Origin of the sequence: Agromyces sp. G08B096, from assembly GCF_040267705.1 — a bacterium.
Taxonomy (GTDB): domain Bacteria; phylum Actinomycetota; class Actinomycetes; order Actinomycetales; family Microbacteriaceae; genus Agromyces.
Genome location: NZ_CP158374.1, coordinates 399,407 through 424,088, shown reverse-complemented (window position 1 = coordinate 424,088; position 24,682 = coordinate 399,407). Strand labels below are relative to the sequence as shown.

The window sequence follows — 24,682 nt, the reverse complement described above, 5'->3', positions numbered from 1 at the left end:
CCCTACGAACGCGCCCGCCCGGTGCCGATGGAGCCGGGGAGACGGCCGCGTGAACTCTGCGTGAACGGGCGGGGGCGAGGCGTGCCGGTCAGCCCGCGAGGAGCTCCCGCATCCGCTCGATCTCCGCGGTCTGGGTGTCGACGATCGCCTGAGCGAGCTCGAGTGCACCCTCGTGGGTGCCCGCCTCGAGCTCCTCCTCGGCCATCGCCACGGCGCCCTCGTGGTGGGCGATCATCTGCTCGAGGAACAGCGTCGACGCCGTCTCGGCATCGGCCGACTCGAGGGCGGCGAGCTCGTCGTCGCTCAGCATGCCGTCCATCTCGTGGCCGTGGCCCTCGGGCATCTCGCGCGGCTCGCCCCACTCCTCGAGCCACTGCTCGAGCTGGGCGATCTCCGGGCCCTGCGCCGCCTGGATCTCCTCAGCGAGCTCGGCGACCTCGGGCGCAAGACCCGGCTTCGCGAGCACGATCGCGCTCATCTCGAGCGCCTGCTCGTGGTGCGGGATCATCATCTGCGCGAACATCACGTCGGCGGCGGATGCCTCGGCGGGTGCCTCGCTCGCGGACCCGTGCCCGTCGTGGCCGCCGCCGGCCTCGGTCGCGGACGTCGCGCAGCCGGTCAGGGCGAGCACGCCCGCGAGTCCCACGGCGCCGAGCAGCGGGATGCCTCGCCGGCGGCTCATCGCTGCACCACCTGGTACCCGGCGTCGGCGACGGCCTCGGCGACGACGTCGGTTTCGAGGGCGACGTCGCTCGTCACCCGGACGGTGGAGACGCCGCCCGCGACGAGGTCGACCTCGACGGCACGGACGCCCTCGAGCGCGGACAGGTCGGAGGTGACGTGGGCGACGCAGTTGCCGCAGGTCATGCCCGCGACGGCGTACTCGGCGACGATCGCGTCGGTCGCGGCGGCCTGCTCGTCGGCGCTCGCGGACGTGGTGGCGGGCACGGCGCAGCACGAGCACGAGGCGTCGGCGGCCTCGTCGGCGAGGGGCAGCAGGCGGGCGTCGGCGGGGGTGGTGGTCATGTCGGAGTCCTTCCGTCTCGTCATCTGTACTATACCCCCCTGGGGTACCTATGTCCACAGCCAGGCGCACCGACCACCCGACGACCGGGCGACGGGACGACGCGGCGCGGCCGGCGGGACCCGCGTCAGTCCGTGGGCGGGGTCGGGGCCGGCGCCGCAGGCGCCGCACCGGCCGGGACCGGCCCTCCGTCCGCAGGCGCACCGTCGACGGGCGCTCCTCCCCCGGCGCCTCCGGACTGCTCCGCCTTCCGCGCGCGGCGACGTTCGCGACCGCCCTCGACGAGGTCGTAGAGCACGGGCAGCACGACGAGGGTCAGCACCGTGGACGACAGCAGGCCGCCGATGACGACGAGCGCGAGCGGCTGCGAGATGAACCCGCCGTGCCCGGTGATCCCGAGCGCCATGGGCAGCAGCGCGAAGATCGTCGCGAGCGCGGTCATGAGGATCGGCCGCAGACGACGGGATGCCCCGTGCAGCAGCGCCTCCCGCACGCTCATGCCGCGATCCCGGTACTGGTTCACCAGGTCGACGAGCACGATGGCGTTCGTCACCACGATGCCGACGAGCATGAGCACGCCGACGAGCGACGCGACGCCGAGCGGGATGCCGGTGGCCACCTGCAGTGCGATCGCTCCGGTCGCGGCGAACGGCACCGACACGAGCAGCAGCAGCGGCTGGAGCAGCGACCGGAACGTGGCGACCATGACGATGTAGACGATGAGGATCGCGGCGAGCAGCGCCAGGCCGAGCTGCGAGAACGACTCCGTCTGGTCGGCGGTGACGCCGCCGATGGAGGCGGAGGTGCCGGCGGGCAGGTCGACCTCGTCGACCGCGACCTGCACGGCGGCGCTCGCGGTGCCGAGGTCGTCGCCCGACGGGGTCGCCGCGACGGTGGCGCTGCGCAGGCCCTGCACCGTGGTGACGGTGGCCGGCCCGTCGACCTCTTCGACGGTGGCGAGGGTGTCGAGCCGCACGAGCCCGGCGGGCGTCGGCACCTCGAGCGCCTGCAGCTCCTCGACCGTGGCGGGCGGGGCGTCGGTGGCGAGGTAGATCGTCAGGGTCTTCTCGTCGATGACGATCGACCCGGCGCTCTGCGGCGACATGGCGGCCGAGACGTAGCCGCCGAGCGCGACCTCCGAGTAGCCCGCCGCGGCGGCAGCGGCCCGGTCGACCTCGACGGCGATGTACGGACGCCCCTGTTCGAGGTTCGAGGAGACCTGCGCGAGCGAGTCGATGCCGTCGAGCTCGTCGACGACCGCGTTGGTCGCGGCCTGCAGGTCCTCCGCGTTCGAGGCGGTGATGTCGACCTCGATGTCGCTCGAGGCGCCGAAGCCGCTCGACGCGGCGAGCGTGATCTCACCGGCGTCGTCGATGCCGTCGAGTTCTTCGCGCACCTCGGCCTGCAGCGCGTCCTGGTCGGCGCCCTCGTCGGTGGTGACCGAGTAGGTGACGGTCGCGCTCGCCCCGCCGAGCACGGCGGCGAGCCCGCGCCCGCCCGAGCCGATCGAGGTCTGCACGGTCTCGACGCCCTCGGTGTCGAGCAGCGCCTGCTCGACCGAGGTCGAGGCCTCGTCGAGTGCGTCGAGGCTCGTGCCGACCGGCAGCTCCTGGGTCACCTGGAACGTGTTCTGCCCCGACGAGCCGAGGAAGTTCGTCTTCATGAACGGCGTCAGCGCGAGCGTGCCGCCGAGGATGAGCACCGCGACGACGAGGGTGACGACCCCGTGCTTCAGCGTCCACTCGATGATCGGCAGGTAACCGCGCTGCAGACGCGACGGGTGCTCGAGCTCGTCGACGGGCTGCCCGGGAGCCTCCTCGTCGACGAACGCGGCCGCCGCGGCATCCGACTGCTCGTCGTGCTTATGCGGCTTCGCGGGCTTCAGGAACCAGTACGCGAGCACCGGCACGATGGTGAGCGCGACGAGGAGCGACGCGAGGAGCGCGATCGTGACCGTGAGCGAGAACGGCCGGAACAGCTCGCCCGTGACGCCCTCGACGAGCGCGATCGGCAGGAACACGGCGACGGTCGTGATGGTCGACGCGGTGATCGCGCCGGCGACCTCGCGCACGGCGCGCACGATGGTGGAGGCCTTGTCGACGCCGGCGACGAGATGCCGCTTGATGTTCTCGATGACCACGATCGAGTCGTCGACGACACGGCCGATCGCGATGGTGAGGGCGCCGAGCGTGAGGATGTTCAGCGTGTAGTCCGCGACCTGGAGGCCGATGAAGGTGATGAGCACCGACGTCGGGATGGAGATCGCGGTCACGAGCGTCGCCCGAACGGAGAGCAGGAAGACGAGGATCACGATCACCGCGAAGAGGAGACCCAGCAGGCCCTCGGTCGCGAGCGATTCGATGGACTGCTCGATGTAGGGCGCCTGGTCGAACACGACGGTGAAGGATGCCCCGGGGTTCGTCGTGTCGAGCGACGACTCGAGATCGGGCAGCAGGGCGGTGACGGCGTTCGACACCTCGACGGTGTTCGCGGCGGGCAGCTTCGTGACGGAGATCGTGAGGGCGGGCTCGCCGTTCACGCGCGAGATGCTCGTCACGGGGTTGTCGGTGAGCTCGACGGTCGCGACGTCCGCGATGGTGACCTCGGCGGGTACGGCGACGGCGCTCGGCGCGGTGATCGCCCCGGCGGCCAGACCGGCGTCCGCGCCGGCCTCGGGGGCAGCGCCCGTGTCGGGCGAACCCTCGCCGTCACCGGCGTCGGGAAGGGACGGCTGCTGCTGGGTGGCCCCGACGAGCGGCAGCGCCGCGAGGTCGTCGACGCTCCCCAGCCGGGTGCCCGTCTGCACAGAGAACGTCGTGTCACCCTCGGTGACGGTGCCGCCCGGGACGAGCACGCCGTTCTGCTGAAGGGCGTCGCGGATGGCCTGCTGGGTGAGACCGAACGAGGCGAGCTTCGCCTGGTCTGGCGTGATGGTGACGCGCTGGCCGATGTCGCCGACGAGGCTGGCCTCGCGGACGCCGTCGATGTCCTCGATCTCGCCGAGGGTGGTTCGGGTGATCTCGTCGGAGAGGGCGCTGATGTCGTCGGCGCCGGTGACGGCGATCGAGATCACCGGGAAGTCGTCGAGGCTGAACGCGACGACCTGCGGGTCCACGTCCTCCGGCAGCTGCCCCTGGACGCGGTTGACCGACGACAGCAGCTTCTGCTCGGCGAACGCGAGGTCGGTGCCGTAGGTGAAGCTCGCGGTGACCCGGGAGAGTCCGGTCGAGCTCGTCGTCGACGTCGACTCGAGCCCGGTGATGCCCTGGATCGCGGTCTCGATGGGGGTGGAGACATCCGTGTTGACGATGTCGGGCGAGGCGCCCGGGTAGCTGGTCACGATCATGAGCTGCGGGAACTCGATCGAGGGGGCCAGCTCCTGCTTGAGGCTCGTGAGCGAGATGCCGCCGAAGATCGCGACCACGATCGTGACGAGCGCGATGAGGGCGCGGTTCTTCATGCTGAGCTTGGCAAGCAGGGACATGGGGTCGATTCTCTCAGGACACGTGTGTCCGAAAGGTCACGAGAAGCTGAATGCCGAGCGCCGTTCGGTCGGATTTGGCCCCCGTTCGGGGGTCTCGTCACGCGAGGCCCGTCGGTTATCGTGCAGAGAGGCGGGGGTGATCCGATGACCGAAGCGACCGCGCGTGTGCGTCGACCGGTGCTTCGGTATGCCCTTCTCGGCACCGCGGTCTCCGCCGGCTGGCTCGTGATCAGCCTCGTCTCCGGGGCGCAATCGGCCTCCGCCGACGAGCGCGACGGCAGCGGTCTGCTCGGCGCCGTCGGCGGTCTGCTGGGCGACGTCTCGTCGACCACGGGTGCCGTCGGCGACCTGCTCGGCGGCGTCGTCGGCACGGTCGTCGCGCCGGTGAACGAGGTGCTGGAGCCGGTCGTCGAGGTCGCGCCCGAGCCCGTCGCCGAGGTCGTCGAGGTCGTGCCCGAAGTCGTGGACACCACGACCGGCGCGGTCGACGGCACGGTCGACGCGGTCGACGGCACGGTCACCGAGGTCGTGGGCGGCGTCACCGACGTGGTCTCCGGCGTCGCCGGAGGCGGCACGGTCAGTGGCATCGTCGACCCCGTGACCGAAGGCCTCGACCAGATCGTCGGCGCCCTTCCGATCGTCGGCGGACTGCTCGGCGACGACACGCTCGGCACCGTCGTCACGCCCGTCACCGGCCTGGTCGACGACACGCTCGGCGCGGTCGTCGGCTCGACCGGGTCGCTGCCCGACGGCGGCATCCTGCCCGACCTCCCCGACGTTCCGCTGCTGCCGGGTACGGGCACCGACCCCGGGGTCGACGAGCCCGCCACACCACCCGGCGCTCCGGCCTCCGGCGGCGTGGTCTCTGGCGATCCCGGCCCGCCGGGCGCGGCGCCCGCGAGCGTCTCCGACGCGCCGCCGGGCGGCTCGCAGTCACTTCGCGCCGGCTCCGGTGCGGCATCAGGCGCGCCGCCGGGCTCCGCGCCTGCAGGCGGCTCCGCCGACCTCGCCCCGGCTCAGACGCCGGGCGCTCCCGCCACGCCGGCCGCGCCCGCGAGCGCGCCGGGCGCGCCGGGCGCCGGCGGTTCGGCGCAGGGCGGCCAGGCCGGCGGCCTCAGCGGTTCCGACGCGGCATCCGCCGCCTTCCAGCTCGACGCGCTCGCGTCGCTCGCGCTCAACTCGGTCGACGACGCGCTGCCGTCGTCGCCGGTCTTCGAGACCGACACCACCCCTGACTGACGGGTGCCGTCCCGTCTGCTCGGTCGCGCTCCCGCGCGCCGTCACGCAGACGGACACGGTCATGCTCCCCGCGCGGGAGCGAATCCACCCAACTCAGTCAGGAGGACTGATCATGAACGCGAAGCAATTCGCCGTGAGGGCGCTGTACGCGACCCTCGTCACCGGAGGGCTCACGCTCCTCGGTGCCGGCATCGCCAACGCCTCGGAGACGAGCGGCGATGACGGGATCCTCTCGGCGACCCAGGCCGGGATCTCCATCGACCTGCCCATCACGGTCTCGGGCAACGGCATCTCCCTGGTCGGCGACTCGTCGTCGGACGGCGCCGCCACCGAGGTCGCCTCGGGCGGCGAGTCCGCGCCCGTCGCCGTCACGTCGGGTGACGACGGCATCGGCTCGGGCAGCCAGGCCCTGATCGAGGTGTCGGTCCCGGTGACGATCGGCGGCAACGCCATCAGCGTCATCGGCGACAGCGAGTCGACGGACGCCGCCACCGAGGTCGCACCGGCGCCCGCGCCGGCGCCTGCTCCTGCTCCCGCACCTGAGACGAGCGGCGACGACTCGCTGCTCGGCGGCACGCAGGGCCTCGTGAACGTGTCGCTGCCGATCACCGTCGGCGGCAACGCGATCAGCCTCGTGGGCGACTCCTCGGCCGAGGACTCCTCGACCGAGGTCTCGAACGGTTCGGGAACGCAGGCCGGCGGCAGCGCGTCGACCTCGGGCACGGACTCCATCCTCGGCGGCACGCAGCTGGTCCCGGGCATCTCGGCGCCGGTCACGGTGGGCGGCAACGCCATCAGCGTGATCGGCGACAGCGAGTCCACGGATGCCTCGACCGGCGTCTCCTCTGGCACGTCGGGCTCCGGCGCCTCCGGCGCCGAGACCTCGGGCACCGACTCGATCCTCGGCGGCACGCAGGTCGTCGGCGCGATCGGCGCTCCCGTCACGGTGGGCGGCAACGCCATCAGCGTGATCGGCGACAGCCAGTCCACGGATGCCTCCACCGGCGTCTCCTCTGGCACGTCGGGCTCCGGCGCCTCCGGCGCCGAGACCTCGGGCACCGACTCGATCCTCGGCGGCACGCAGGTGCTCCCGGTGGTCGGCCTGCCGGTGACGGTCGGCGGCAACGCCATCTCGGGCATCGGCGACTCCACGTCGTCGGGCGCGGAGACGGTCGTGACGCCGGGCACCGGCGGCACCGGCGGGGCCACGACCGACGGGTCTGGCAGCCTCCTGGGCGGCACGCAGCTGATCCCCGGGATCTCGCTGCCGATCACGATCGGCGGCAACGCCATCTCGGTGATCGGCGACAGCGAGACCGACGGGCCGACGACGGTCGTGAACCCGACGGACCCGACCGACCCGACCGACCCGACGGACCCGACCGACCCGACCGACCCCACGGACCCGACCGACCCGACCGACCCCACGGACCCCGGCACGCCGGGTGACGGCGGCTCGTCGACGGTCGCCGGCTCGGGTTCGGCGACGGCACTCGCCGCCGGCGCGTCCGGTTCGCTCGCCTCGACGGGCACCGACACCGCGGCCCTCGGGTTCGCCGGCCTCGCGCTCCTCGCGGGCCTGCTGCTCGTCGGCTTCCGGCGGTTCGCTCTGCGTCGCTGACGGGCGGCCCCGGGGCCGCCGGGGGACGGCGACCCCGGGCTCCCCGCCCGATGCGGGGACTCGACCCCGCGCGCCTCACCGGCGCGCGGCGGGGCCGGTAGTACCCGACCGGCCGGCCGGGTCGGCGGTTGTCCCCCACCGCCGACCCGGCGCTCCACCACAGGATCGAAGGGAATCCGCAGGGGGACCTGGGGAATGAGGAGAAACGGCGGCGGTCCGGGCCATGCGTCCGGGCCGCCGCCCACCCGCGCCCGCAGCTGTGCCGCCTGCGGGCGGCGCGTTCGGTCTAGACGACCTCCGACGCCAACCCGGACTCGACGGCCGGCATGCCGGGCATCGAGTCCCAGGCGAGCCGGAGCGCCCGGACCGCGGCATCCATCTCGTCGGCCGGCTGGCAGAAGGGCAGTCGCAGGAAGCGCTCGAACGCCCCGTCGATGCCGAACCGCGGACCGGCGGCCACGACGAGTCCGTGGGTGCGAGCGGCGAGCGCGAGCTGCGAGCTGACCGGGGCGCCGAGCCCGACCCAGGTCACGATGCCGCCGTCGACGTGCGGCACGTGCCAGTCGGGGAAGGCGTCGGCGAGCAGTCGCTCGAGCCGGTCGCGGCCGGCTCGCAGCTGCGCCCGGCGGAGCGCGAGGACGTCGTCCATCCGCCCGAGCATGCGCGTGATGATCAGCTGCTCGAGGATGGGCGTACCGAGATCGCCCGGCGGGCGCACGGCGAGCACGCGGCGAAGGAGCGGCTTCTCTGCGCGGATCCAGCCGATGCGGATGCCGCCCCAGACCGTCTTGCCCGTGGAGCCGACGAGCACCGCGGGGCCGTACGCGGCGAGCGGCCGCGGCGCGAAGCCGCGGTCGATGTCGAGCTCGGCGATGGTCTCGTCGGCGATGACGACGGTGCCCTGCCGGGCTGCGGCGTCGAGCACGCGCTCGCGGGTGGCCTCGCTCATGGTTCGGCCGGTCGGATTCTGGAAGTCGGGCATCAGGTAGGCGGCGACGGGGTTCGCGTGGCGGATGGCTCGCGTCAGCGCCTCAGCCTCGTCGGATGCCCCGAACTGGTCGTCGTGCGGCGAGACGGCGACGGGCACGAGCCGGGCGCCGGCGGCCCGGAGCGCCTCGTACGCGTGCGGGTAGGTGGGCGCCTCGATGAGCGCACGGTCGCCGCGGCCGATGAGCGCCCGCGACAGCAGGGCGATCGCGTGCTGGGCGCCGATCGTCACCATGATCTCGTCGGGCGAGGTCGGCAGGCCGCGGGCCGTGTACCGGTCGGCGATCGCCTCGCGCAGCGCGGGCAGGCCCACCGGGTCGAAGCCGTGGCCCGCGAGCTGCGCGGGCAGGTCGTCGACGGCTTCGCGGGCGACCTCGGCGAGCCACGGCAGGGCGGGCGGGGCCGCCTTGGAGAAGTCGATCGTGGCCGGTTCGCCCCCGACGGACGGGACGGCGGGCGCGCCGGGGAGGCGCACCACGGAGCCCGATCCGCGCACGCTCGTGAGCAGCGCCTGCTCGCGCAGGCGCCGGTACGCGGCGGTGACGGTCGTGCGGCTGAGCGCGAGCCGGTCGGCGAGATCCCGCTCGGCGGGCAGCCGGGTGCCCACGGGGATGCGTCCGTCGATGGCGAGGAGGCGGATCCGCTCGCCGAGCGCGCGGTAGACGGGTTCGCCGGCCGTGCCCTCGGACGCGGCCCCGCGCCAGGCGCCGAGGAGGGTCTCGAGCGCTCTGGCGCTCAGCGAGGCATCCGACATGCAGGCCACGTTAGGCCAATTGGCATCTTGCTGAAAGGCCAATCGCGCAATTGGATGGTTCCATGCCGCGCCGCCTCCCCTCGTTCGACGATCCCGCACCGATCCTCACGCGGCGGCTGATCCAGCTCTTCGCGGGCCTCTTCCTCTACGGCATCGCGATCGCCCTCATCGTCCGCGCGGAGCTCGGCGTCTCGCCGTGGGACGTCCTGACGCAGGGCATCGCGAAGCACACCGGGCTGAGCTTCGGGGTGATCACCGTGCTCGTGAGCGGCGTCGTGCTGCTCATCTGGATCCCCCTCCGGCAGCGCCTCGGCTTCGGCACGGTCATGAACGCGCTGCTCGTCGGTCCGTCGGCGGATGTCGGCCTGTGGCTCATCCCCCAGGGACTCGACCTCTGGGTGCGGATGCTGCTGCTCCCGGCCGGCATCGTCGTGCTGGCGATCGCGACCGGCCTCTACATCGGCGCGCACTTCGGCCCCGGGCCGCGAGACGGCCTCATGACGGGCCTGCACCGGGTGACCGGCTGGCGGATCTGGATCGTCCGCACCGGCATCGAGCTGACCGTGCTCACGGCCGGCTGGCTGCTCGGGGGCAACGTCGGCATCGGCACCGTGCTGTTCGCGGCGACGATCGGGCCGCTCTGCGGCTGGACCATCCCGCTCTTCGCCATCCGGCGGGCGCCGGCGGACTGGCGGGAGACCTCCGCGACCGCTGCGGCGACCGCCGCCCCCACGACTCCCTGACCCCAGACGGCCGGGGCCCCCGAGGCGGGACACCTCGGGGGCCGCGGCGCTCCATGAGCGGAGACTCGGTGGGCCTCCGCACCGGCCTGGCGGACTACAGCTCCGCCTCCGCGTAGATGCGGAGCGCGTCGCGGACGAACTCGGCGCCCCGCTGGCCGCCGTAGTTCGCAGCGAAGCGCGGGTCGGCGACGTAGAGGTCGCCGAGGCCGAGCACGTATCCCTTGAGGTCGCCGCCCGGCGTCGCCGCCGGCGTCCCCTGGACGCCCGTGAGCCACTCCACGTGCCGCTTCGCGAGCGCCCGCGCCTCGGCCGAGTCGGCCGCGACGCCGCGCTCGGCGGCGGCCATCCAGTCGGCGCCGAGCTGCGCGGTGCGGGCCTTCCAGGACGCGCGCTCCTCGTCGCTCATGCCGCGCCACCAGCGGTCGCCGCGCTCGTACGCGTCGGCGCCCCAGCGCTGCTCGACCTCCTCGCGGTACTGCGTGTGGTCGAACCCGTCGAACATCTCTGGTGCCATGATCTGTTCACCCCCTTCCACGGCGTGCATCGTCTTCTCGACCGACGCGATCTGGCGCGCCAGCCGCTGCTGCTCCTGCCGCAGCCACGCGAGGTGGCCGGCCAGCGCATGCGTCTGCGACGTCTCGCCCGCGAGCACCTCGGCGATCGCCGGCAGACCGAGGCCGAGCTCGCGCAGCAGCAGGATCCGCTGCAGTCGCACGAGGGCGGCCTGGTCGTAGTAGCGGTAGCCGTTCGAGCCGATCCGCGTGGGCGGCAGCAGCCCGAGGTCGTCGTAATGCCGCAGTGTGCGGCTCGTCGTGCCGGCGAGCTTCGCGATCTCCTGGATGGACCAGTCCATCGTCCGCCTCCTTCCGCGTCGTGATCTCCGGTCGTGCACCAGCGGGTTCGCCGGTCTGGATGCCACGCTAGAACTTGACGCAACGTCAATGTCAAGCCGTGGACGCCGCCGACCTTGTCACGGGCTCCCACGGCTCGGCACGCGTGTCGGCACGATTCGCCGGTCGGACCTGGTCCACACCGGCGAATCCCGCCGACACGGGCATCCGGCGCGGCGCTCCCGTACGGGGCATCCTCGGGTTGCGGTTCGCGCAAACGCGATATATCGTGTTCTCAGCAATCGCGATATATCGCGTCACCGACCTCCGGCCGACCGGGCCGCCGTATCCAGGGAGCACCGCACATGTCCATCGAGAAGTGGAGCATCGCCCCGGGCGAGAGCCGCATCATCGACCTCGAGCTCGTCCGGCACCTGAAGATCAGCCTCATCGGCGGGAAGGTCGACGTCATCGCCCACGACGAGCCCGGCGCCCGCGTCGAGATCTCGGGCGTCACCGGCAAGGAGCTCGCCGTCACGATCGACGGCGACCGGCTCGAGATCGACCACCCGCAGCTGCGCTGGGACAACTTCATCGAGGCGTTCAAGGGTTTCGCGGGCAGCGCCCGCGCCCAGGTCTCGATCCTCGCGCCCCGCCAGGTCGCCCTGAAGCTCGGCATCGTCTCGGGCGACGCCCTCGTCTCGGGCTTCGACGGCGACGCGAAGTTCAGCACCGTCTCCGGCGACCTCGTGGTCGACAACCACTCCGGCGACATCGAGCTGTCGAGCGTCTCCGGTGAGGTCTCCGCGGGCAACCACGTCGGCCGCGTGACGGCGCACACCGTGACGGGCGACGTCATCGCCTCGGGCGAGATCGTCGTGTTCGCCGCCGACACGGTGTCGGGCGACCTCATCGTCGACGCCCACGGCACCCCGTCGCGCGTCGACACCAACACCGTGTCGGGCAAGCTCACGCTCCGCTTCGACGAGGGCGCCGGCGCCCGCTACCGGGTCAACACCGTGAGCGGCACGCTCTTCATCGACGACAGCCGGTTCAAGGGCATGCTCGGCAAGGGCTTCGAGCGCGTCACCGGCGAGCTCGCGGGCCAGTGGCTCGACCTCGCCGCGAACAGCGTCTCGGGAGACATCTCGATCATGCACCGCGCGCCCGCGAACGCCGGCAGGGCAGGGGCGACGGATGCCTCCGCCTCGGCGGCGACCGACGGCGAGGCATCCGAATGACCCCGCCCGTCTTCGCCCACGGCAACCTGCGGCTGTATCTGCTCGCCCTGCTCGACGAGCGACCGCGACACGGCTACGAGCTGATCCAGGCGCTGTCCGACCGGTTCGGCGGCACCTACTCCCCGAGCGCCGGCACCATCTACCCCCGGCTGTCGAAGCTCGAGGAGGAGGGGCTCGTCACGAAGTCCGCCGACGGCCGGAAGACCGTCTACGCCATCACCGACGCCGGGCGCCGTGAGCTCGCGAGCCGACGCCACGAGCTCGACGCCATCGAGGACGAGGTGACCGACTCCGTCCGCCGCCTCGCCGACGGCGTGCGCGCCGAGGTCGACGAGGCGATGCGGACGCTCCGGGCCGAGCTCGCGAGCGCCGCCCGCGAGGCCAAGCGCGCCGCGAAGGATGCCACGTCGACGACGAACCTGCACGCCGAGTCCAACCGCGCCCTGCATGAGGCGGAGCTGGCGATCAACGAGTTCCGGCAGCAGGTGCGGACCGACCTGCGCACGCATGCGCACCGCAGCCGGGTCTCGGGGGAGACCGTGGCGGCGCTGCGCCGCCGGCTCGGCGAGGTGCGCGACGCGCTGCTCGCCGACCTCTCGCGCTGACGACATCCGACGCCGGGCGCCGCCGGATGTCGGCGGCGCCCGGTTCACTCGCGACATGACCGAGGTGCGGCTGCAGCAGTGGGGTGACGACGGCCTCGAGACGCTCCGGCGCGCGAACACGCCCGAGATGACGGCGTTCCTCGGCGGGCCCGAGAGCGAGCAGGCGCTCGTCGAGCGTCACGCGAGGTACCTGCGGCTCTGGCGCGAGGGCGGCGCGCGGATGTTCCGCATCGTCACCCCCGACCACCCCGAGGGCGTCGGCAGCATCGGCACCTGGCCCGACGGCCACCACGGCTCGGGAGCCTTCGAGACGGGGTGGGCGGTCGAGGCGGCACATCAGGGCCGCGGCATCGCGACGGCCGCGCTCCTCGCCGTGCTCGACGACGCGCGCGCGACGCACGGCGCCGTCGACGTGTACGCGTACCCGCGCGTCGAGAACGCCGCGTCGAACGCCATCTGCCGGAAGGCGGGGTTCGTGCTCGTCGGCGAGGAGCCCTTCGAGTACCCGAAGGGCACCTGGGCGCGTTCATCCGTCTGGGTCCACCGGGCCGAAGACACCGGCGCCGGCGCGTAGCCTCGTGGGGTGCGCACGTACCTGTCCGTCTTCGCCGGCGGACTCGTCGGCACCGCCCTCCGGCTCGGTGCCGACCTCCTCCTGCCGCACGCCGACGACGCCTTCCCGGTCTCGACCCTGCTTGTGAACCTCGCCGGGGCGTTCGTCCTCGGCTGGCTCGCCGGCGGGCTCTGGACCCGTCCAGCGACGCCCACCTGGGTCAAGGCGGGCGTCGGCGCGGGCGTGCTCGGCTCGTTCACGACGCTCTCGGCCGTCGCCGCCTCGCTCACGCTGCTCGGCGCCGCGGGCGCCTGGCCGGTCGCGGCCGGCTACCTCGCCGCGTCGGTGATCGGCGGGCTGCTGCTCGCCGGCGCCGGCCTCGCGCTCGGCTCCCGCCTCGCCCACCGCCCGATGCCCGGCGAGGTCACCGACGCGGGGGCGACGCTGTGACGGCGGGCACGCTGACGCCGTGGGTGGTCGCCGCGGTGCTCGTCGCGGGCGCGGTCGGCGCGGTCGCGAGGTACGCGCTCTCCCGAGCCCTCCCGGTGCGGCCCGGGCATCTGCCGGGCGGCATCCTCATCGCGAACGTCGCGGGGTCGGCGGTCGCCGGCGCGATCATCGGCCTCGCCGAACGCGCCGCGGTCGGCGAGGATGTACGACTCATCCTCGTGACGGGGTTCTGCGGGGGGCTCACGACGTTCAGCACGTGGACCGTGGAGACCGTGGAACTCGCCACCGGCGGTCGCTGGCGTGCCGCCGTGCTGAACGTGGCGGTCACGCTCGTGCTCGGCGTGGCCGCCTGCGCGGCCGCCTACCTGCTGACGCGCTGAATCGGCGGCCGCGGGCACGACGAGGGTGCCCGCGCGAGGGCTCAGTCCGGTTCAGCGCGACGCGGTGAACCGGGTCAGGCGCCCGTCGAGGTCGGGCCACGCGACCCGGACGTCCTCCGTCGGCACGAGCGCCTTGGCGAGCAGCGCGTCGCGGAGCACGATGCCGGCCGGGGAGAGCTCGGCGATCGCGAGCGCCTGGCCGCCGCCGTCGAGCGACCAGTGCTCGGCGAGCTCGCCGATGCCTCGCGAGATGAGCAGCTCCTCGGCGTCGACGTACGACTGCGGCTCGCCGACGGCGTGGCCGAGGCGGTTGCGCGGCACGACCGGGTCGTAGTCGGGGCTCTGCGAGTCGAGGTAACCCACGGTCTCGCCGTCGTCGCGGGTGACCGCGACCCAGTCCGACACCGCGGTCATGCGAGCGGACCGTCGCTCGAGCCCGAGCCGCCGGCCGAGTCGTCACGCTCCTCGCGCGCCGCACCCTCCGCACCATCTCGGCGGTCGGCGGCTCCCCCGCCGGTGCCGAGCGCCTGCGGGCGCCGCACCGTTCGGACGAGGATCGCGGCGACGAGGCCGAGCACGGCGAGCGCACCCACGACGAACCCGGTGATCGCCCACCCGTTCGCGCCGGTCGCGTCGTCGGCGGAACCGTCGCCCGCATCCTCGGCGCTCTCCTCGCCCGACCCGGCGCCGTCGTGCGGCGCCTCGGACGCCCACGATCCCGTGGCATCCGCCCCGACGCCGAAGTCGATGGTGCCCTCGATGGGGTGGCCGTCGCTCGAGACGACGCGCCACCGCACCTGGTACTCGCCGGAGAGGTCGGCCGGCAGCGCGGCGCTCACGACCGGGCCGAGCACGGTGGTCTCGCCGGTCTCGACCGGCTCGGCGTGGTGATCGACGACCTCGATCACCGAGCCGACGGCGATGACGTCGTTCGAGAACGTGAGCTCGACCTGCTCGGGAGCGGTGTCGAAGACCTCCCCGTTCTCGGGCGTCGACCCCAGCAGCTCGTCGTGGGCGAAGGCCGGCTGCGCGGCCGCGAGACCAGCGAGACCGAGCAGCGCACCCGCGGCGAGCGCGGCACCGGCGAGGCGCGTGAGGCGGGCCGTGGCACGGCGGCGGAGGGGGAGCTGGCTGCTGGGGGTCATGGCGCCACATGCTAGCAACGACGCCTGCACGGGGTCTGTGGTGAGCCCCGGCAGGATCTGCGGCGGCACCTGCGAAAATCGCCTGCGCCGGCCGACTTGACAGGCCCCGTGGCGGGTGTAGTCTCGACCGCCGTGACAAATGAGGCGGACACACCTCCCGCTGAGCTGAAGTCGCCGAAGCACTGGATCATCGGCGACCCTCTGCCCACCGAGAAACTCGAAGGACAGCTCCTTCCAAAGAGCCTGGCGCTCCCCATCTTCGCGAGCGACCCGCTCTCCTCGGTGGCCTACGCCCCGCAGGAGCTCGTGATGATCCTCCTCGTCGGCGGCCTCGCGTTCCTCTCCTTCACCCCGTGGGTGGCGCTCGCGGTCGTCGTGCTGCTCGTCACGGTGGTGCTGAGCTACCGGCAGCTGATCCGGGCCTACCCGTCCGGCGGCGGCGACTACGAGGTCGCGCACAAGAACCTCGGCGAGAAGGCCGGGCTCGTCGTGGCATCCGCGTTGCTCGTCGACTACGTGATGACGGTCGTCGTCTCCGTCGCCTCCGGCGTCGACAACATCATCTCCGCCATCCCCGAGCTGAACCCCTTCCGCGTGGAGCTGGCGGTGCTCTTCGTCATCATCCTCGCGGCCGTGAACCTCCGCGGCGTCAGCGAGTCGTCGAAGGCGTTCGCGGTGCCGACGTACCTGTTCATTGGCAGCGTCTTCCTCATGATCGTCGTCGGCCTGACGCGGACGGCGTTCGGCGACGCGCCGGTCGCCGAGTCCGCCGGGTACGACGTGCAGGCCGAGTCGCTCACGCAGGCGGCGGTCGTGCTGCTGCTCTTGCGCAGCTTCGCGAGCGGATGCTCCGCCCTGACGGGCGTGGAAGCCATCTCGAACGGCGTGCCGGCGTTCCGGGTGCCGAAGATCCGCAACGCCCAGCTGACGCTCGTGTTCATGGGCGGCATCGCCATCACGCTCTTCGCGGGGCTGACCGCGATGGCCCTCATCTCGAACGTGCACTACGCGGAGGTGCCCTGCAACCTGATCGGCTGGGAGGGCTGCGCGACCGAGCCGCAGCCGAGCCTCATGGCCCAGGTGGCGGCGGCGACGTTCGGGGACGGTTCGGTGCCGTTCTACGTCATCCAGGCGTCGACGGCGCTGGTGCTGCTCCTCGCAGCGAACACCGCGTTCAACGGCTTCCCGCTGCTCGGCTCGGTGCTCGCGCGCGACGGGTATGCGCCGAAGTCGCTGTCGACCCGCGGCGACCGGCTCATCTACTCCAACGGCGTGATCATCCTGGCCCTGGCGGCGAGCGTCATCCTGCTCGTCTTCCAGGCGAACCTCACGGTCCTGATCCAGCTCTACATCATCGGCGTGTTCGTCTCGTTCACGCTCGGGCAGACGGGCATGGTGCGGCACTGGCTTCGCGAGCTCGCCCGGTTGCGGCATCCGGCCGGGTCCAAGCGCGAGCGGCGGCCAGCACATCCTCCGACGCCCGATGACCGCGCGCTCTCGCGCGGCGCGATGCTGCGGGCGCTCGTGATCAACGCGGTCGGCGCGCTCATGACCGCGGTCGTGCTGATCGTGGTCACGGTGACGAAGTTCACCCACGGCGCGTGGATCGTCTTCGTGCTGATGCCGATCCTGTTCGTGCTGATGATGGGTGTGAACCGGTACTACCGCGACGTGGAGAAGGAGATCGAGGTCGACCCGGTCACCACGTTCGGCGCCTCAGGCGACCACGCCATCGTCCTCGTCGGCCGGATGCAGAAGCCGACCCTGAAGGCCCTCGACTACGCCATCGCCGCCCGCCACGACTCGCTCGAGGCGGTGCACGTCTCCCTCGACGACGACCAGACGAAGCAGCTGAAGAAGGACTGGGTCAAGCAGAACATCCACGTGAAACTGCGGATCCTGTCCTCGCCCTACCGCGACCTCAGCTACCCGCTGATCAAGTACATCAAGCAGCACCGGGCGGAGCACGGCTCCGAGGTCGTGACGGTGTACATGCCGCAGTTCATCGTCGGCCACTGGTGGGAGAACATCCTGCACAACCACAAGGCGCGGCGCATCCGCCAGAAGCTGATGCTCGTGCACGGCGTGACCGTCGCACTGGTTCCGTGGCTGCTCGACTCCTCCGACCTGATCTACGGCCGGCGCTCGCGTCCGTTGCCCGGTCAGGACCGCCGCGGCGAGCCGGTGCGGCCCGTGCCACGGCGGCCGATGACGGATGCCCCGGCGAAGCAGCACCGCTGACCGGACGCCCCGCTGACCGCATGCCGCGCTGACGCGCCGACCCGGCTCAGGCGGTCAGGCCGGCGGCTCACGAGGTCGCGACGGCGCGCCCGCCCCACTCCGCGGACTCGCCCGCGGGGGCGATGCGCTGCGGCACGCCCCACGGGTTGTCGCTCCGCAGCGGCGGCGGGAGCAACTCCTCGGCGGCACCCTGGTAGGCGACCGGACGCAGGAACCTCGAGATGGCCGCGGTGCCGACCGAGGTCGACGCATCGTTCGTCGTCGCGGGCCATGGACCGCCGTGCTGCATGGCGGGGGTCACCGCGACACCCGTCGGCCAGCCGCCGAGCAGCACCCGTCCGGCGTGCTCGGTGAGCACGCGGACGAGCGTCCGCACGTCCTCGCCCTGCTCGCCGGCCCCGGCGTGCAGCGTCGCCGTGAGGTTGCCCGCGAAGAGGGTGGGCACGAGCGCGGCGAGCTCGGCGGGCCCGGTCGCGCGGCCCACCTCGACGAGGATCGACAGCGGTCCGAAGCACTCCTCGAGCAGCACGTCGCGGCCGGCGACGAGGTCGTCGAGCGGCACCGCCACGATCGTCGGCGTCACCCACCCGTGGCCGTCGTCGTCGAACCGCACGCCACCCTCGGCGATCGTGCGCACGCCGGCGGCGGCGAGCACCTCGTCGCGGCGGTCGCGGTAGCCCGCGGCGATGCGCGGGTTCAGCATGCGGTGCTCGGCCAGTGAGGACGCCGCCTCGGCGATCGCGGCATCGAGGCCATGTCCCTCGGGCGCGAAGAGGAACCCGGGCTTCGTGCAGAGCTGACCGGCCGAGCCCGACACGCTCGCGACGTAGCCCGCCGCGAGTTCCGCGCCGCGCTCGGCGATCGCCGCCGCGGTCGTGAAGACCGGGTTCACACTGCCGAGCTCGCCGTAGAAGGGGATCGGCGCAGGCCGGGCTGCGGCGATGTCCGCGAGAAGCCGACCTGCGGGGATCGAGCCGGTGAACGAGCCGGCCTTCACGCGCGGGTCCTGCAGGATCGTGACGCCGGCCTCCTGCCCGGTGACCAGCTGGAACACGCCGTCGGGCATGCCGGCCCCGGCGAGCGCGTCGGTGACGACGGCCGCCGTGCGGCGCGAGAGTTCCGGGTGCCCGGAGTGGCCCTTCAGGATCACGGGGCATCCCGCCGCCAGCGCCGCGGCGGTGTCGCCGCCCGCCACCGAGAACGCGAACGGGAAGTTCGACGCCGCGAAGTTCACGATCGGCCCGACCGGCACATGCGTGCGCCGGACGTCGGGCCGCGGGCCCAGGACGAAGTCGGGGTCGGCCAGGTCGATGCGCACGTCGAGGTAGGCGCCGTCGACGATCGTGTCGGCGAACAGGCGCAACTGGACCGCGGTCCGCTTCAGTTCGCCGCGCAGGCGGGGCTCGGCGAGCCCGGTCTCGCGCATCGCGATCGCGACGAGTTCGTCGGCGTCTGCCTCGAGCGCGTCGGCGACCGCGACGAGCGCACGCGCACGCTCCGTGGGGCTCGTGTCGGCGAAGGGGCCGGCGGCGGCGGCGGCCCGGGCGGCGATCGCGTCCAGGTCCTGGGCGGGGGTGTCGTCGGTCATCTCGATGCTCCTAGAACTGGAATCCGGTGGGGAACGGGTCGCTGGGGTCGAGCAGGTATTGGCCCATGCCGGTGACCCACGCCCGACCGGTGATCGTCGGGATGACCGCCGGACGGCCGTCGACCTCGGTCTCGGCGATGAGGCGGCCGACGAAGCGGCTGCCGATGAACGACTCGTTGACGAAGTCGGTGTCGAGGGCGAGCTCGCCCCTGGCCCAGAGCTCGGCCATCCGGGCCGAGGTTCCGGTGCCGCACGGCGACCGGTCGAACCATCCGGGGTGGATGGCCATCGCGTGCCGCGAGAGCTTCGCGTCGGAGCCCGATGCGATGAACTCGACGTGGTGGCAGTGGTCGAGGCCCTCGATGGTCGGATGTCGCGGCGGCGCCTGCTCGTTGATCGCGTCCATGATGGCGAGCCCGGCGGCGAGGATCTCCTGCTGGTGCGACCGGTCGAACGGCAGGCCCACGTCATCGAGTTCCACCATCGCGTAGAAGTTGCCGCCGAACGCCATCGAGTACGGCACCCGCCCGAGTCCCGGCACCTCGACCGCGGTGTCGAGCGCCTCCACGTAGCTCGGCACGTTCTCGATCGTCACCGAGTCGGCGTGCCCGTCGCTGACCTGCACGCGGGCGACGACGAGCCCGGCGGGGGTGTCGAGCCGGATCTCCGTCACCGGCTCGACGACCTCGACCATGCCGGTCTCGACGAGCACCGTCGCGACGCCGATCGTGCCGTGCCCGCACATCGGCAGGCACCCCGACACCTCGATGTAGACGACGCCCCAGTCGCAGTCCGACCGGGTAGGAGGCTGCAGGATCGCCCCGCTCATCGCGGCGTGCCCGCGCGGCTCGTTCATGAGGAACAGGCGCAGGTCGTCGAGGTGCGCCATGAAGTGCAGGCGCTTGTCGTTCATGGTCGCGCCGGGGATGACGCCGACGCCGCCGGTCACGACGCGCGTCGGCATCCCCTCGGTGTGCGAGTCGACCGCCGTGATCACTCGGTTCGAACGCATGGGTGGATCTCCTGCCGGTTCCGGACGGCCCGTCAGCGGGCCGAGACGAGGTTGCGGCTCGCCGCGTACTCCAGTGCCTTCAGCGTGTCACGGCGCACGGTCGCCTCGTGCTCGGCAGAGAGCGGTCCGCGCGGCGGACGGGTGGGTCCACCGTAGCTCTGTCCGGCGATGTCGATCGACAGCTTGATCGCCTGCACGAACTCGGTCTTGGAATCCCACCGGAACACGGCGACGAGGCCCTTGTAGAGCTCCCGTGCGGCCTCGATCTCGCCGGCGCGGACGAGGTTGTAGATCTCGACGGCCTCCTTCGGGAACGCGTTGGGGTAGCCGGCGAACCAGCCGGTCGCGCCCACGACGAGCGACTCGAAGAGCAGGTCGTCAGCGCCCGCGATGACGTCGATGTCGCACAGCTCCTGGATCTCGAGCACGCGGCGGATGTCGGTGGTGAACTCCTTGATCGCGACGACGTTCTCGAGCTGGAAGAGCTCGGCGACGAGGTCGGGGGTGAGGTCGACCTTGGTGTCGATGGGGTTGTTGTAGAGCATGATCGGCAGGCCGACCTCGTTCAGGCGCGTGTAGTGCTCGACGACCTCCGACCGGTTGGCCCGGTAGATCGTCGGCGGCAGCGCGAGCACGCCGTCGGCGCCGTCCTCCTTGGCGTACTCGGCCCACTGCACGGCCTGGTGCCAGCCCACGCCGTGGACGCCGGCGACGACGAGGCCGCGCCCGCCGACGGCCTCCACGGCGACCTGGATCACCTTCCGCCGTTCGGCGTCGGTGAGCGAGGAGTACTCGCCGAGGGAGCCGTTCGGCCCGACGCCGCGGCATCCGTTGCTGATCAGGAAGTCGCAGTGCTCGGCGAACCGGTCGTAGTCGACGGCGAGGCCCGCCGGCGCAGCGGCGTCCTCCTTGAACGCGAGCGTCGTGGCGACGACGACGCCGCCGAGGTCGAAGCGGTCGGTCATGGGGTTTCCTTTCGTGGGAGCCCGGTCGGGCGTGACGGGGCGGCCGAGCCGGCGAGCTCGGAGAGCCGGATGGGTGCGGCGATGGGCCGCCGGTCGGTGCTCACGCCGTCGGCGAAGCCGCCGTCGCCGCCGAGCAGGTGTTCGACCGTGCGCCCGCAGATGCGGCCCTGGCAGATGCCGAGGCCGGCTCGGGTCGTGAGCTTCAGCGAACGCAGGCCGGTCGAGCAGGTCGCCTCGCCGGTGCGGCGGAGGCGCCCGTACGGAACCTCCTCGCACCGGCAGACGAGCGTGCCGTCGTCGAGCCAGGCGGTCCAGCCGGGGCGGATGCCGTGCGCGCGTTCGATGCGCGCGGCGAAGTCGGTGAACGTCGCGCGGGCGCGGACCGCTCTGCCGATCCCCGCGTCCGCGGTCGAGCCGCCGGCGGCCGCGTGGCCGGCGACGGCGCCCTCGGCGAGTGCGGCGTCGACGCCGCCGATGCCGGTGATCTCGCCTGCGGCGTAGACACCGGGGACGCTCGTCGCCTGCCGCTCGTCGACCACGACGAACCGGTCGGGGCCGATGGCGCATCCGGCCGCGATCGGCAGTTCGAGCCGCGGGGTGAATCCGTGGCTGACGCAGACGGCGTCGGCCTCGATACGTCGTTCGGTGCCAGCGACGGGCCGCCAGTCGCGGTCGAGCCGGGCGACCGTCACGGCCTCGACCCGATCGGTGCCGTGGGCGGCGATCACGGCGCTGCCCGTGCGGTACGGGATGCGGTGATGCACGTGGTTCCAGGCGTAGCCGGCGAGCTCCGCGGCCTTGCCGGTCGCGCGGAGCAGGGCCCAGGGCCGCGGCAGCCAGCCGGCGGCGAGCCTGGCGGGGCGGTTGGCCTCGTGGACGCCCACGACCCGCGCGCCCGTCGCGGCGAGCGAGGCCGCGACCGGCAGCAGGAACGGGCCGGCGCCCGCGACGACGACCCGCTCGCCGACGGCGACGCGCTCGCCCTTCGCGAGCGCCTGCGCGGCGCCCGCCGTGAAGACACCGGGCAGGTCCCAGCCGGGGAAGGGCAGGGTGCGGTCGTGCGCGCCGGTCGCGAACACGATCGCGTCGGGGCGGATGCTCCGTGCCTCGCGGTCCGCGCCGTCGGCGGGGCCCACGAGCACGTGGACGACGAGCGAGGCGCGTGCGGTGTCGTCGATCCGGCCGTCGGCTGCGACGACCGTGTCGGCGGGGTCTGCGGGTTCGATCGCCCAGACCTGCGCGTTCACGAGCACCTCGCAGCCGGCATCTGCCACGAGCTCGCGGCGCATCCGCTCGAAGCGCGCCCAGCCGTGGTGCAGCATCCGTTCGCGCGCCGCGGGCCGCTGCGGGGGGAGGTGCCGCCAGTACTGGCCGCCGAGCTCGTCAGAGGCATCGAGCAGGATCACCTCAGCACCGCGCGCGCGGGCGGCGCGCGCGGCCGCGAGTCCGGCGGGCCCTGCACCGACGACGAGGATCGCGCTCATCGCGTCGCCTCCGGAAGCTCGTCGTGCTGGGTGCGGACGTCGTCGCCGTCGCAGGCCCGGCGCTGGCAGGCCCGGACGTCGCTGTCGCCGTTCACGGTGACGATGCAGTCGAAGCACACGCCGATGCCGCAGAACAGTCCCCGGGGTCGGCCGTCGGCCGAGGTCCGGCGCCAGGCGAGCCGGCCGTTGGCGAGCACGATGCCCGCGATCGTCTGTCCGGCCACGCCGCCGACCGGTTCGCCGTCGATGCGGATCGTGATGGCGTCGGAGGCATCCGGCCGGATGGGGTCGGAGGCCGGCGGGAGCATGCGGGCGCTCATGCGGCCGCTCCCGTCAGGTGGGGCGCGAGGCTCGGTCGAGCGGGTGAGAAGGGCTCCGGATCGACCGGGGCTGCGGCGCCGGTGAGGCCGGCGGCGACGAGTTCCGCGGTCGCGAGCGAGAGCCCGATGCCGGCTCCTTCGTGGCCGGTGGCGTGCCAGAGCCCGTCGAGCCGGTGGTCGGCGCCGATGACGGGCAGGTGGTCGGGCATGTACGGCCGGAAGCCCCCGTAGGCGCGCATGACGGAGGCGCCCGCGAGGAAGGGGAAGAGCCGCAGCGCCTTGGCGGCCACCTGCCGCAGCACCTCGACCCGGAGCCGGTCGTCGAAGCCGACCTGCTCCCGGCTGGAGCCGATGAGGACGGTGCCGGCGGCCGTGGACTCCACGACGCTCGAGGTCTGCAGTGCGGCATCGGAGGACTGGGTGGCCCCGAAGTAGTCGCCGTCGTAGACCTTGCGGAAAACGCGGTGCGGCATGCGGGTGGTCACGAGCACCATGCCGCGGCGGGGCCGGACGGGCAGGCGGGCGCCGAGCCGCTCGCTCACCTCGGCCGTCCAGGGGCCGGCGGCCAGCACGACGCGGTCCGCGGCGACGTCGCCGGCTGAGGTGGCGACCCCGCGGAGGCGCCCGCGGACGTCGAGCAGCGGGCCCGTCACCTCCACGCCGGTACGGACCTCGGCGCCGTGCCTGCGGGCGGAGGCGAGCAGCGCCTCGGTCGCGATGACGGGCTGCACCTGGGCGTCTTCGGGATAGTGCACGGCGGCGCTGATGTCCCGCGTGAGGTGGGGCTCGAGCTCGAGCGCCTCGTCGGCGCCGATCTGCCTGGCGTCGACTCCGGCGGCGCGCTGCGCCGCGGCGAAGTCCGCGAGCGGGGCGGCACCGGCCTCGGTGGTGGCGACGACGAGCCCGCCCTTGGGTTCGAACTCGATGCCGGGGAAGGCCGGGCCGAGCTCGTCGGCGAGCTCGTCGGCGAGGACCGGCCAGAGGGCGCGTGCCCGCTGGGCGAGCGTCAGCTCGGGTCCGGGCGCCTTGTCGGAGACGAGGAGGTTGCCCTCGCCGCGGCCGGTCGTACCGGAGGCGGCGGCGGAGCGGTCGAGCACGACGACGCGGAGTCCTTCGGCTGCGAGCGAGCGGGCGCATGCGGCGCCGACGATGCCGGCGCCGATGATCGCCACGTCGTACGCCATGTCCGCCTCCTTCGTCGCCGACCGCCCTGGCGACACGGTGTCGCCGATCAGTAATATGTCACACATTTCATTGAAATGGAAGGACCCCCCGGCACGCTGCGCGCACCGCGTCGAAGGTCGCCGCAGCGCCCCTGCCCGGCTACTCCTGCTCGGGGTTGCCGGCCCACCAGCCGAGCGTGTGGTGGATGTGCCGATGCATCAGGTCGCGTGCCGCCGCGGCATCGCCGGCGGCGAAGTGGTCGAGCAGCAGCAGGTGCTCGGCGGCGGACTCCCCGAGTCGATCCGACTCGAGCATCGTCGCGAGGCCCACCAGACGCGTCCGTGAACGGAGGTCGCGCACGATGTCGACGAGCAGCCGGTTGCCGAGCATTTGCGTCAGCGTGAGGTGGAACTCGAGGTCTGCCGCGAGGTACGCCTGGAGGTCGCCCGACGCCGCCCCCTCGACGATCAGCTCCGCCACCCGGCGCATCTCCCCCATGCGCTCCTCGGGGAACATCGTCGCGAGGCGCTCCATCGCGGGCGGCTCGAGCAGCTGGCGCACCTCGACGAGCTCGCGCAGCACCTCGTCGCTCACCTCGGTCACCCGGAAACCCTTGTTGCGCACGGGCTCGACGAACCCGCGGCTCTCGAGGTCGAGCATGGCCTCGCGCACCGGCGTCGCCGACACGTCGAACTGCGTCGCGAGCGTCGGCACGGTGAGCAGCGTGCCCGGAGCGAGCTCGCCCGAGATGATCGCGGCCGACAGCGCCTGCTCGACGTGCGAGCGCAGGCTCCGCTGCTCCGGCGGCTTGATCATCTGCAGGCTCATCGCCGGCCTCTCTTCTCCGTGCGC

Annotated in this window: 23 protein-coding genes; 9 read left to right on the top strand and 14 right to left on the bottom strand. The window is 72.9% G+C overall.

Going from position 1 to position 24,682, the window contains the following annotated elements:
* Positions 1-88: 88 nt before the first annotated feature.
* The 3 genes from ABIQ69_RS02085 to ABIQ69_RS02075 form a co-directional block, all read right to left on the bottom strand.
* Entirely contained in the window at positions 89-682 is a 594-nt protein-coding gene (locus tag ABIQ69_RS02085; RefSeq protein WP_350348745.1) for a DUF305 domain-containing protein, read from the bottom strand.
* A complete protein-coding gene (locus tag ABIQ69_RS02080) occupies positions 679-1,026 on the bottom strand; it encodes a heavy metal-associated domain-containing protein (protein ID WP_350348744.1) in 348 nt (115 codons plus the stop codon). Before ABIQ69_RS02080 ends, ABIQ69_RS02085 begins: the two co-directional genes overlap by 4 nt.
* A 125-nt stretch (positions 1,027-1,151) precedes the next feature.
* Entirely contained in the window at positions 1,152-4,508 is a 3,357-nt protein-coding gene (locus tag ABIQ69_RS02075) for an efflux RND transporter permease subunit (RefSeq protein WP_350348743.1), read from the bottom strand.
* Between the two features lie 144 nt (positions 4,509-4,652).
* Here ABIQ69_RS02075 and ABIQ69_RS02070 point away from each other — a divergent pair, with 144 nt between their 5' ends.
* On the top strand, positions 4,653-5,747 hold the full coding sequence (locus tag ABIQ69_RS02070; RefSeq protein WP_350348742.1) for a hypothetical protein: 1,095 nt from the start codon (positions 4,653-4,655) through the stop codon (positions 5,745-5,747).
* A gap of 112 nt (positions 5,748-5,859) precedes the next feature.
* On the top strand, positions 5,860-7,368 hold the full coding sequence (locus tag ABIQ69_RS02065; protein ID WP_350348741.1) for an LPXTG cell wall anchor domain-containing protein: 1,509 nt from the start codon (positions 5,860-5,862) through the stop codon (positions 7,366-7,368).
* A gap of 286 nt (positions 7,369-7,654) precedes the next feature.
* Here ABIQ69_RS02065 and ABIQ69_RS02060 read toward each other — a convergent pair whose 3' ends face one another.
* Positions 7,655-9,109 carry a PLP-dependent aminotransferase family protein gene (locus ABIQ69_RS02060; protein ID WP_350348740.1) on the bottom strand — a complete coding sequence of 485 codons (1,455 nt, stop codon included), beginning with the start codon at positions 9,107-9,109 and terminating at the stop codon, positions 7,655-7,657.
* 62 nt (positions 9,110-9,171) lie between these two features.
* Here ABIQ69_RS02060 and ABIQ69_RS02055 point away from each other — a divergent pair, with 62 nt between their 5' ends.
* The gene (locus ABIQ69_RS02055) at positions 9,172-9,852 is read left to right on the top strand and encodes a hypothetical protein (protein ID WP_350348739.1); all 681 of its coding nucleotides are present in this window, start codon (positions 9,172-9,174) and stop codon (positions 9,850-9,852) included.
* A gap of 94 nt (positions 9,853-9,946) precedes the next feature.
* Here ABIQ69_RS02055 and ABIQ69_RS02050 read toward each other — a convergent pair whose 3' ends face one another.
* Complete coding sequence (locus ABIQ69_RS02050) at positions 9,947-10,705, bottom strand: MerR family transcriptional regulator (RefSeq protein WP_350348738.1); 759 nt, start codon at positions 10,703-10,705, stop codon at positions 9,947-9,949.
* A 342-nt stretch (positions 10,706-11,047) separates the two neighbouring features.
* Here ABIQ69_RS02050 and ABIQ69_RS02045 point away from each other — a divergent pair, with 342 nt between their 5' ends.
* The 5 genes from ABIQ69_RS02045 to crcB are packed head-to-tail and all read left to right on the top strand — an operon-like array spanning position 11,048 to position 13,911.
* Positions 11,048-11,923, top strand: a complete 876-nt coding sequence (locus ABIQ69_RS02045; RefSeq protein WP_350348737.1) for a DUF4097 family beta strand repeat-containing protein — start codon at positions 11,048-11,050, stop codon at positions 11,921-11,923.
* Positions 11,920-12,528 (top strand): PadR family transcriptional regulator, encoded by a 609-nt coding sequence (locus ABIQ69_RS02040; protein WP_350348736.1) that lies wholly within the window; start codon positions 11,920-11,922, stop codon positions 12,526-12,528. The genes ABIQ69_RS02045 and ABIQ69_RS02040 overlap by 4 nt, the downstream gene beginning before the upstream one ends.
* A gap of 55 nt (positions 12,529-12,583) precedes the next feature.
* Positions 12,584-13,102, top strand: a complete 519-nt coding sequence (locus ABIQ69_RS02035) for a GNAT family protein (protein WP_350348735.1) — start codon at positions 12,584-12,586, stop codon at positions 13,100-13,102.
* A 9-nt stretch (positions 13,103-13,111) separates the two neighbouring features.
* Complete coding sequence (locus ABIQ69_RS02030; protein WP_350348734.1) at positions 13,112-13,531, top strand: CrcB family protein; 420 nt, start codon at positions 13,112-13,114, stop codon at positions 13,529-13,531.
* Positions 13,528-13,911: a fluoride efflux transporter CrcB gene (crcB, locus tag ABIQ69_RS02025; protein WP_350348733.1), complete on the top strand. Its 384-nt coding sequence runs from the start codon at positions 13,528-13,530 to the stop codon at positions 13,909-13,911. The genes ABIQ69_RS02030 and crcB overlap by 4 nt, the downstream gene beginning before the upstream one ends.
* A gap of 51 nt (positions 13,912-13,962) precedes the next feature.
* On the opposite strand, the gene ABIQ69_RS02020 is transcribed toward crcB, so the two are convergent.
* A complete protein-coding gene (locus ABIQ69_RS02020; protein ID WP_350348732.1) occupies positions 13,963-14,325 on the bottom strand; it encodes a hypothetical protein in 363 nt (120 codons plus the stop codon).
* Complete coding sequence (locus tag ABIQ69_RS02015) at positions 14,322-15,056, bottom strand: copper resistance CopC family protein (protein ID WP_350348731.1); 735 nt, start codon at positions 15,054-15,056, stop codon at positions 14,322-14,324. Before ABIQ69_RS02015 ends, ABIQ69_RS02020 begins: the two co-directional genes overlap by 4 nt.
* A 132-nt stretch (positions 15,057-15,188) precedes the next feature.
* Here ABIQ69_RS02015 and ABIQ69_RS02010 point away from each other — a divergent pair, with 132 nt between their 5' ends.
* On the top strand, positions 15,189-17,297 hold the full coding sequence (locus ABIQ69_RS02010; RefSeq protein ID WP_350348730.1) for an APC family permease: 2,109 nt from the start codon (positions 15,189-15,191) through the stop codon (positions 17,295-17,297).
* Positions 17,298-17,364: 67 nt separating this feature from the next.
* Here the strand turns inward: ABIQ69_RS02010 and ABIQ69_RS02005 are convergent, their stop codons facing one another.
* The 7 genes from ABIQ69_RS02005 to ABIQ69_RS01975 form a co-directional block, all read right to left on the bottom strand.
* Entirely contained in the window at positions 17,365-18,885 is a 1,521-nt protein-coding gene (locus ABIQ69_RS02005; protein ID WP_350348729.1) for an aldehyde dehydrogenase (NADP(+)), read from the bottom strand.
* A 10-nt stretch (positions 18,886-18,895) separates the two neighbouring features.
* The gene (locus ABIQ69_RS02000) at positions 18,896-19,897 is read right to left on the bottom strand and encodes a proline racemase family protein (RefSeq protein ID WP_350348728.1); all 1,002 of its coding nucleotides are present in this window, start codon (positions 19,895-19,897) and stop codon (positions 18,896-18,898) included.
* A 32-nt stretch (positions 19,898-19,929) separates the two neighbouring features.
* A complete protein-coding gene (locus tag ABIQ69_RS01995; protein WP_350348727.1) occupies positions 19,930-20,862 on the bottom strand; it encodes a dihydrodipicolinate synthase family protein in 933 nt (310 codons plus the stop codon).
* Positions 20,859-22,346: an FAD-dependent oxidoreductase gene (locus ABIQ69_RS01990; RefSeq protein WP_350348726.1), complete on the bottom strand. Its 1,488-nt coding sequence runs from the start codon at positions 22,344-22,346 to the stop codon at positions 20,859-20,861. Before ABIQ69_RS01990 ends, ABIQ69_RS01995 begins: the two co-directional genes overlap by 4 nt.
* Complete coding sequence (locus tag ABIQ69_RS01985) at positions 22,343-22,666, bottom strand: (2Fe-2S)-binding protein (protein WP_350348725.1); 324 nt, start codon at positions 22,664-22,666, stop codon at positions 22,343-22,345. Before ABIQ69_RS01985 ends, ABIQ69_RS01990 begins: the two co-directional genes overlap by 4 nt.
* A complete protein-coding gene (locus tag ABIQ69_RS01980; protein WP_350348724.1) occupies positions 22,663-23,850 on the bottom strand; it encodes an FAD-dependent oxidoreductase in 1,188 nt (395 codons plus the stop codon). Before ABIQ69_RS01980 ends, ABIQ69_RS01985 begins: the two co-directional genes overlap by 4 nt.
* A gap of 139 nt (positions 23,851-23,989) precedes the next feature.
* Entirely contained in the window at positions 23,990-24,658 is a 669-nt protein-coding gene (locus tag ABIQ69_RS01975) for a GntR family transcriptional regulator (RefSeq protein ID WP_350348723.1), read from the bottom strand.
* Positions 24,659-24,682 lie beyond the last annotated feature (24 nt).

Excerpts from the sequence above, each read along its gene's own strand:
- ABIQ69_RS02075 (WP_350348743.1), bottom strand. The coding sequence starts at position 4,508 with ATGTCCCTGCTTGCCAAGCTCAGCATGAAGAACCGCGCCCTCATCGCG.
- ABIQ69_RS02045 (WP_350348737.1), top strand. The coding sequence starts at position 11,048 with ATGTCCATCGAGAAGTGGAGCATCGCCCCGGGCGAGAGCCGCATCATC.
- ABIQ69_RS01985 (WP_350348725.1), bottom strand. The coding sequence starts at position 22,666 with ATGAGCGCCCGCATGCTCCCGCCGGCCTCCGACCCCATCCGGCCGGAT.
- ABIQ69_RS02050 (WP_350348738.1), bottom strand. The coding sequence starts at position 10,705 with ATGGACTGGTCCATCCAGGAGATCGCGAAGCTCGCCGGCACGACGAGC.
- ABIQ69_RS02020 (WP_350348732.1), bottom strand. The coding sequence starts at position 14,325 with ATGACCGCGGTGTCGGACTGGGTCGCGGTCACCCGCGACGACGGCGAG.
- ABIQ69_RS02055 (WP_350348739.1), top strand. The coding sequence starts at position 9,172 with ATGCCGCGCCGCCTCCCCTCGTTCGACGATCCCGCACCGATCCTCACG.
- ABIQ69_RS02085 (WP_350348745.1), bottom strand. The coding sequence starts at position 682 with ATGAGCCGCCGGCGAGGCATCCCGCTGCTCGGCGCCGTGGGACTCGCG.
- ABIQ69_RS02040 (WP_350348736.1), top strand. The coding sequence starts at position 11,920 with ATGACCCCGCCCGTCTTCGCCCACGGCAACCTGCGGCTGTATCTGCTC.
- ABIQ69_RS02070 (WP_350348742.1), top strand. The coding sequence starts at position 4,653 with ATGACCGAAGCGACCGCGCGTGTGCGTCGACCGGTGCTTCGGTATGCC.
- ABIQ69_RS01980 (WP_350348724.1), bottom strand. The coding sequence starts at position 23,850 with ATGGCGTACGACGTGGCGATCATCGGCGCCGGCATCGTCGGCGCCGCA.
- ABIQ69_RS01995 (WP_350348727.1), bottom strand. The coding sequence starts at position 20,862 with ATGACCGACCGCTTCGACCTCGGCGGCGTCGTCGTCGCCACGACGCTC.
- ABIQ69_RS02000 (WP_350348728.1), bottom strand. The coding sequence starts at position 19,897 with ATGCGTTCGAACCGAGTGATCACGGCGGTCGACTCGCACACCGAGGGG.
- ABIQ69_RS02060 (WP_350348740.1), bottom strand. The coding sequence starts at position 9,109 with ATGTCGGATGCCTCGCTGAGCGCCAGAGCGCTCGAGACCCTCCTCGGC.
- ABIQ69_RS02065 (WP_350348741.1), top strand. The coding sequence starts at position 5,860 with ATGAACGCGAAGCAATTCGCCGTGAGGGCGCTGTACGCGACCCTCGTC.
- ABIQ69_RS02035 (WP_350348735.1), top strand. The coding sequence starts at position 12,584 with ATGACCGAGGTGCGGCTGCAGCAGTGGGGTGACGACGGCCTCGAGACG.
- ABIQ69_RS02005 (WP_350348729.1), bottom strand. The coding sequence starts at position 18,885 with ATGACCGACGACACCCCCGCCCAGGACCTGGACGCGATCGCCGCCCGG.
- ABIQ69_RS01990 (WP_350348726.1), bottom strand. The coding sequence starts at position 22,346 with ATGAGCGCGATCCTCGTCGTCGGTGCAGGGCCCGCCGGACTCGCGGCC.
- ABIQ69_RS02015 (WP_350348731.1), bottom strand. The coding sequence starts at position 15,056 with ATGACCCCCAGCAGCCAGCTCCCCCTCCGCCGCCGTGCCACGGCCCGC.
- ABIQ69_RS02080 (WP_350348744.1), bottom strand. The coding sequence starts at position 1,026 with ATGACCACCACCCCCGCCGACGCCCGCCTGCTGCCCCTCGCCGACGAG.
- ABIQ69_RS01975 (WP_350348723.1), bottom strand. The coding sequence starts at position 24,658 with ATGAGCCTGCAGATGATCAAGCCGCCGGAGCAGCGGAGCCTGCGCTCG.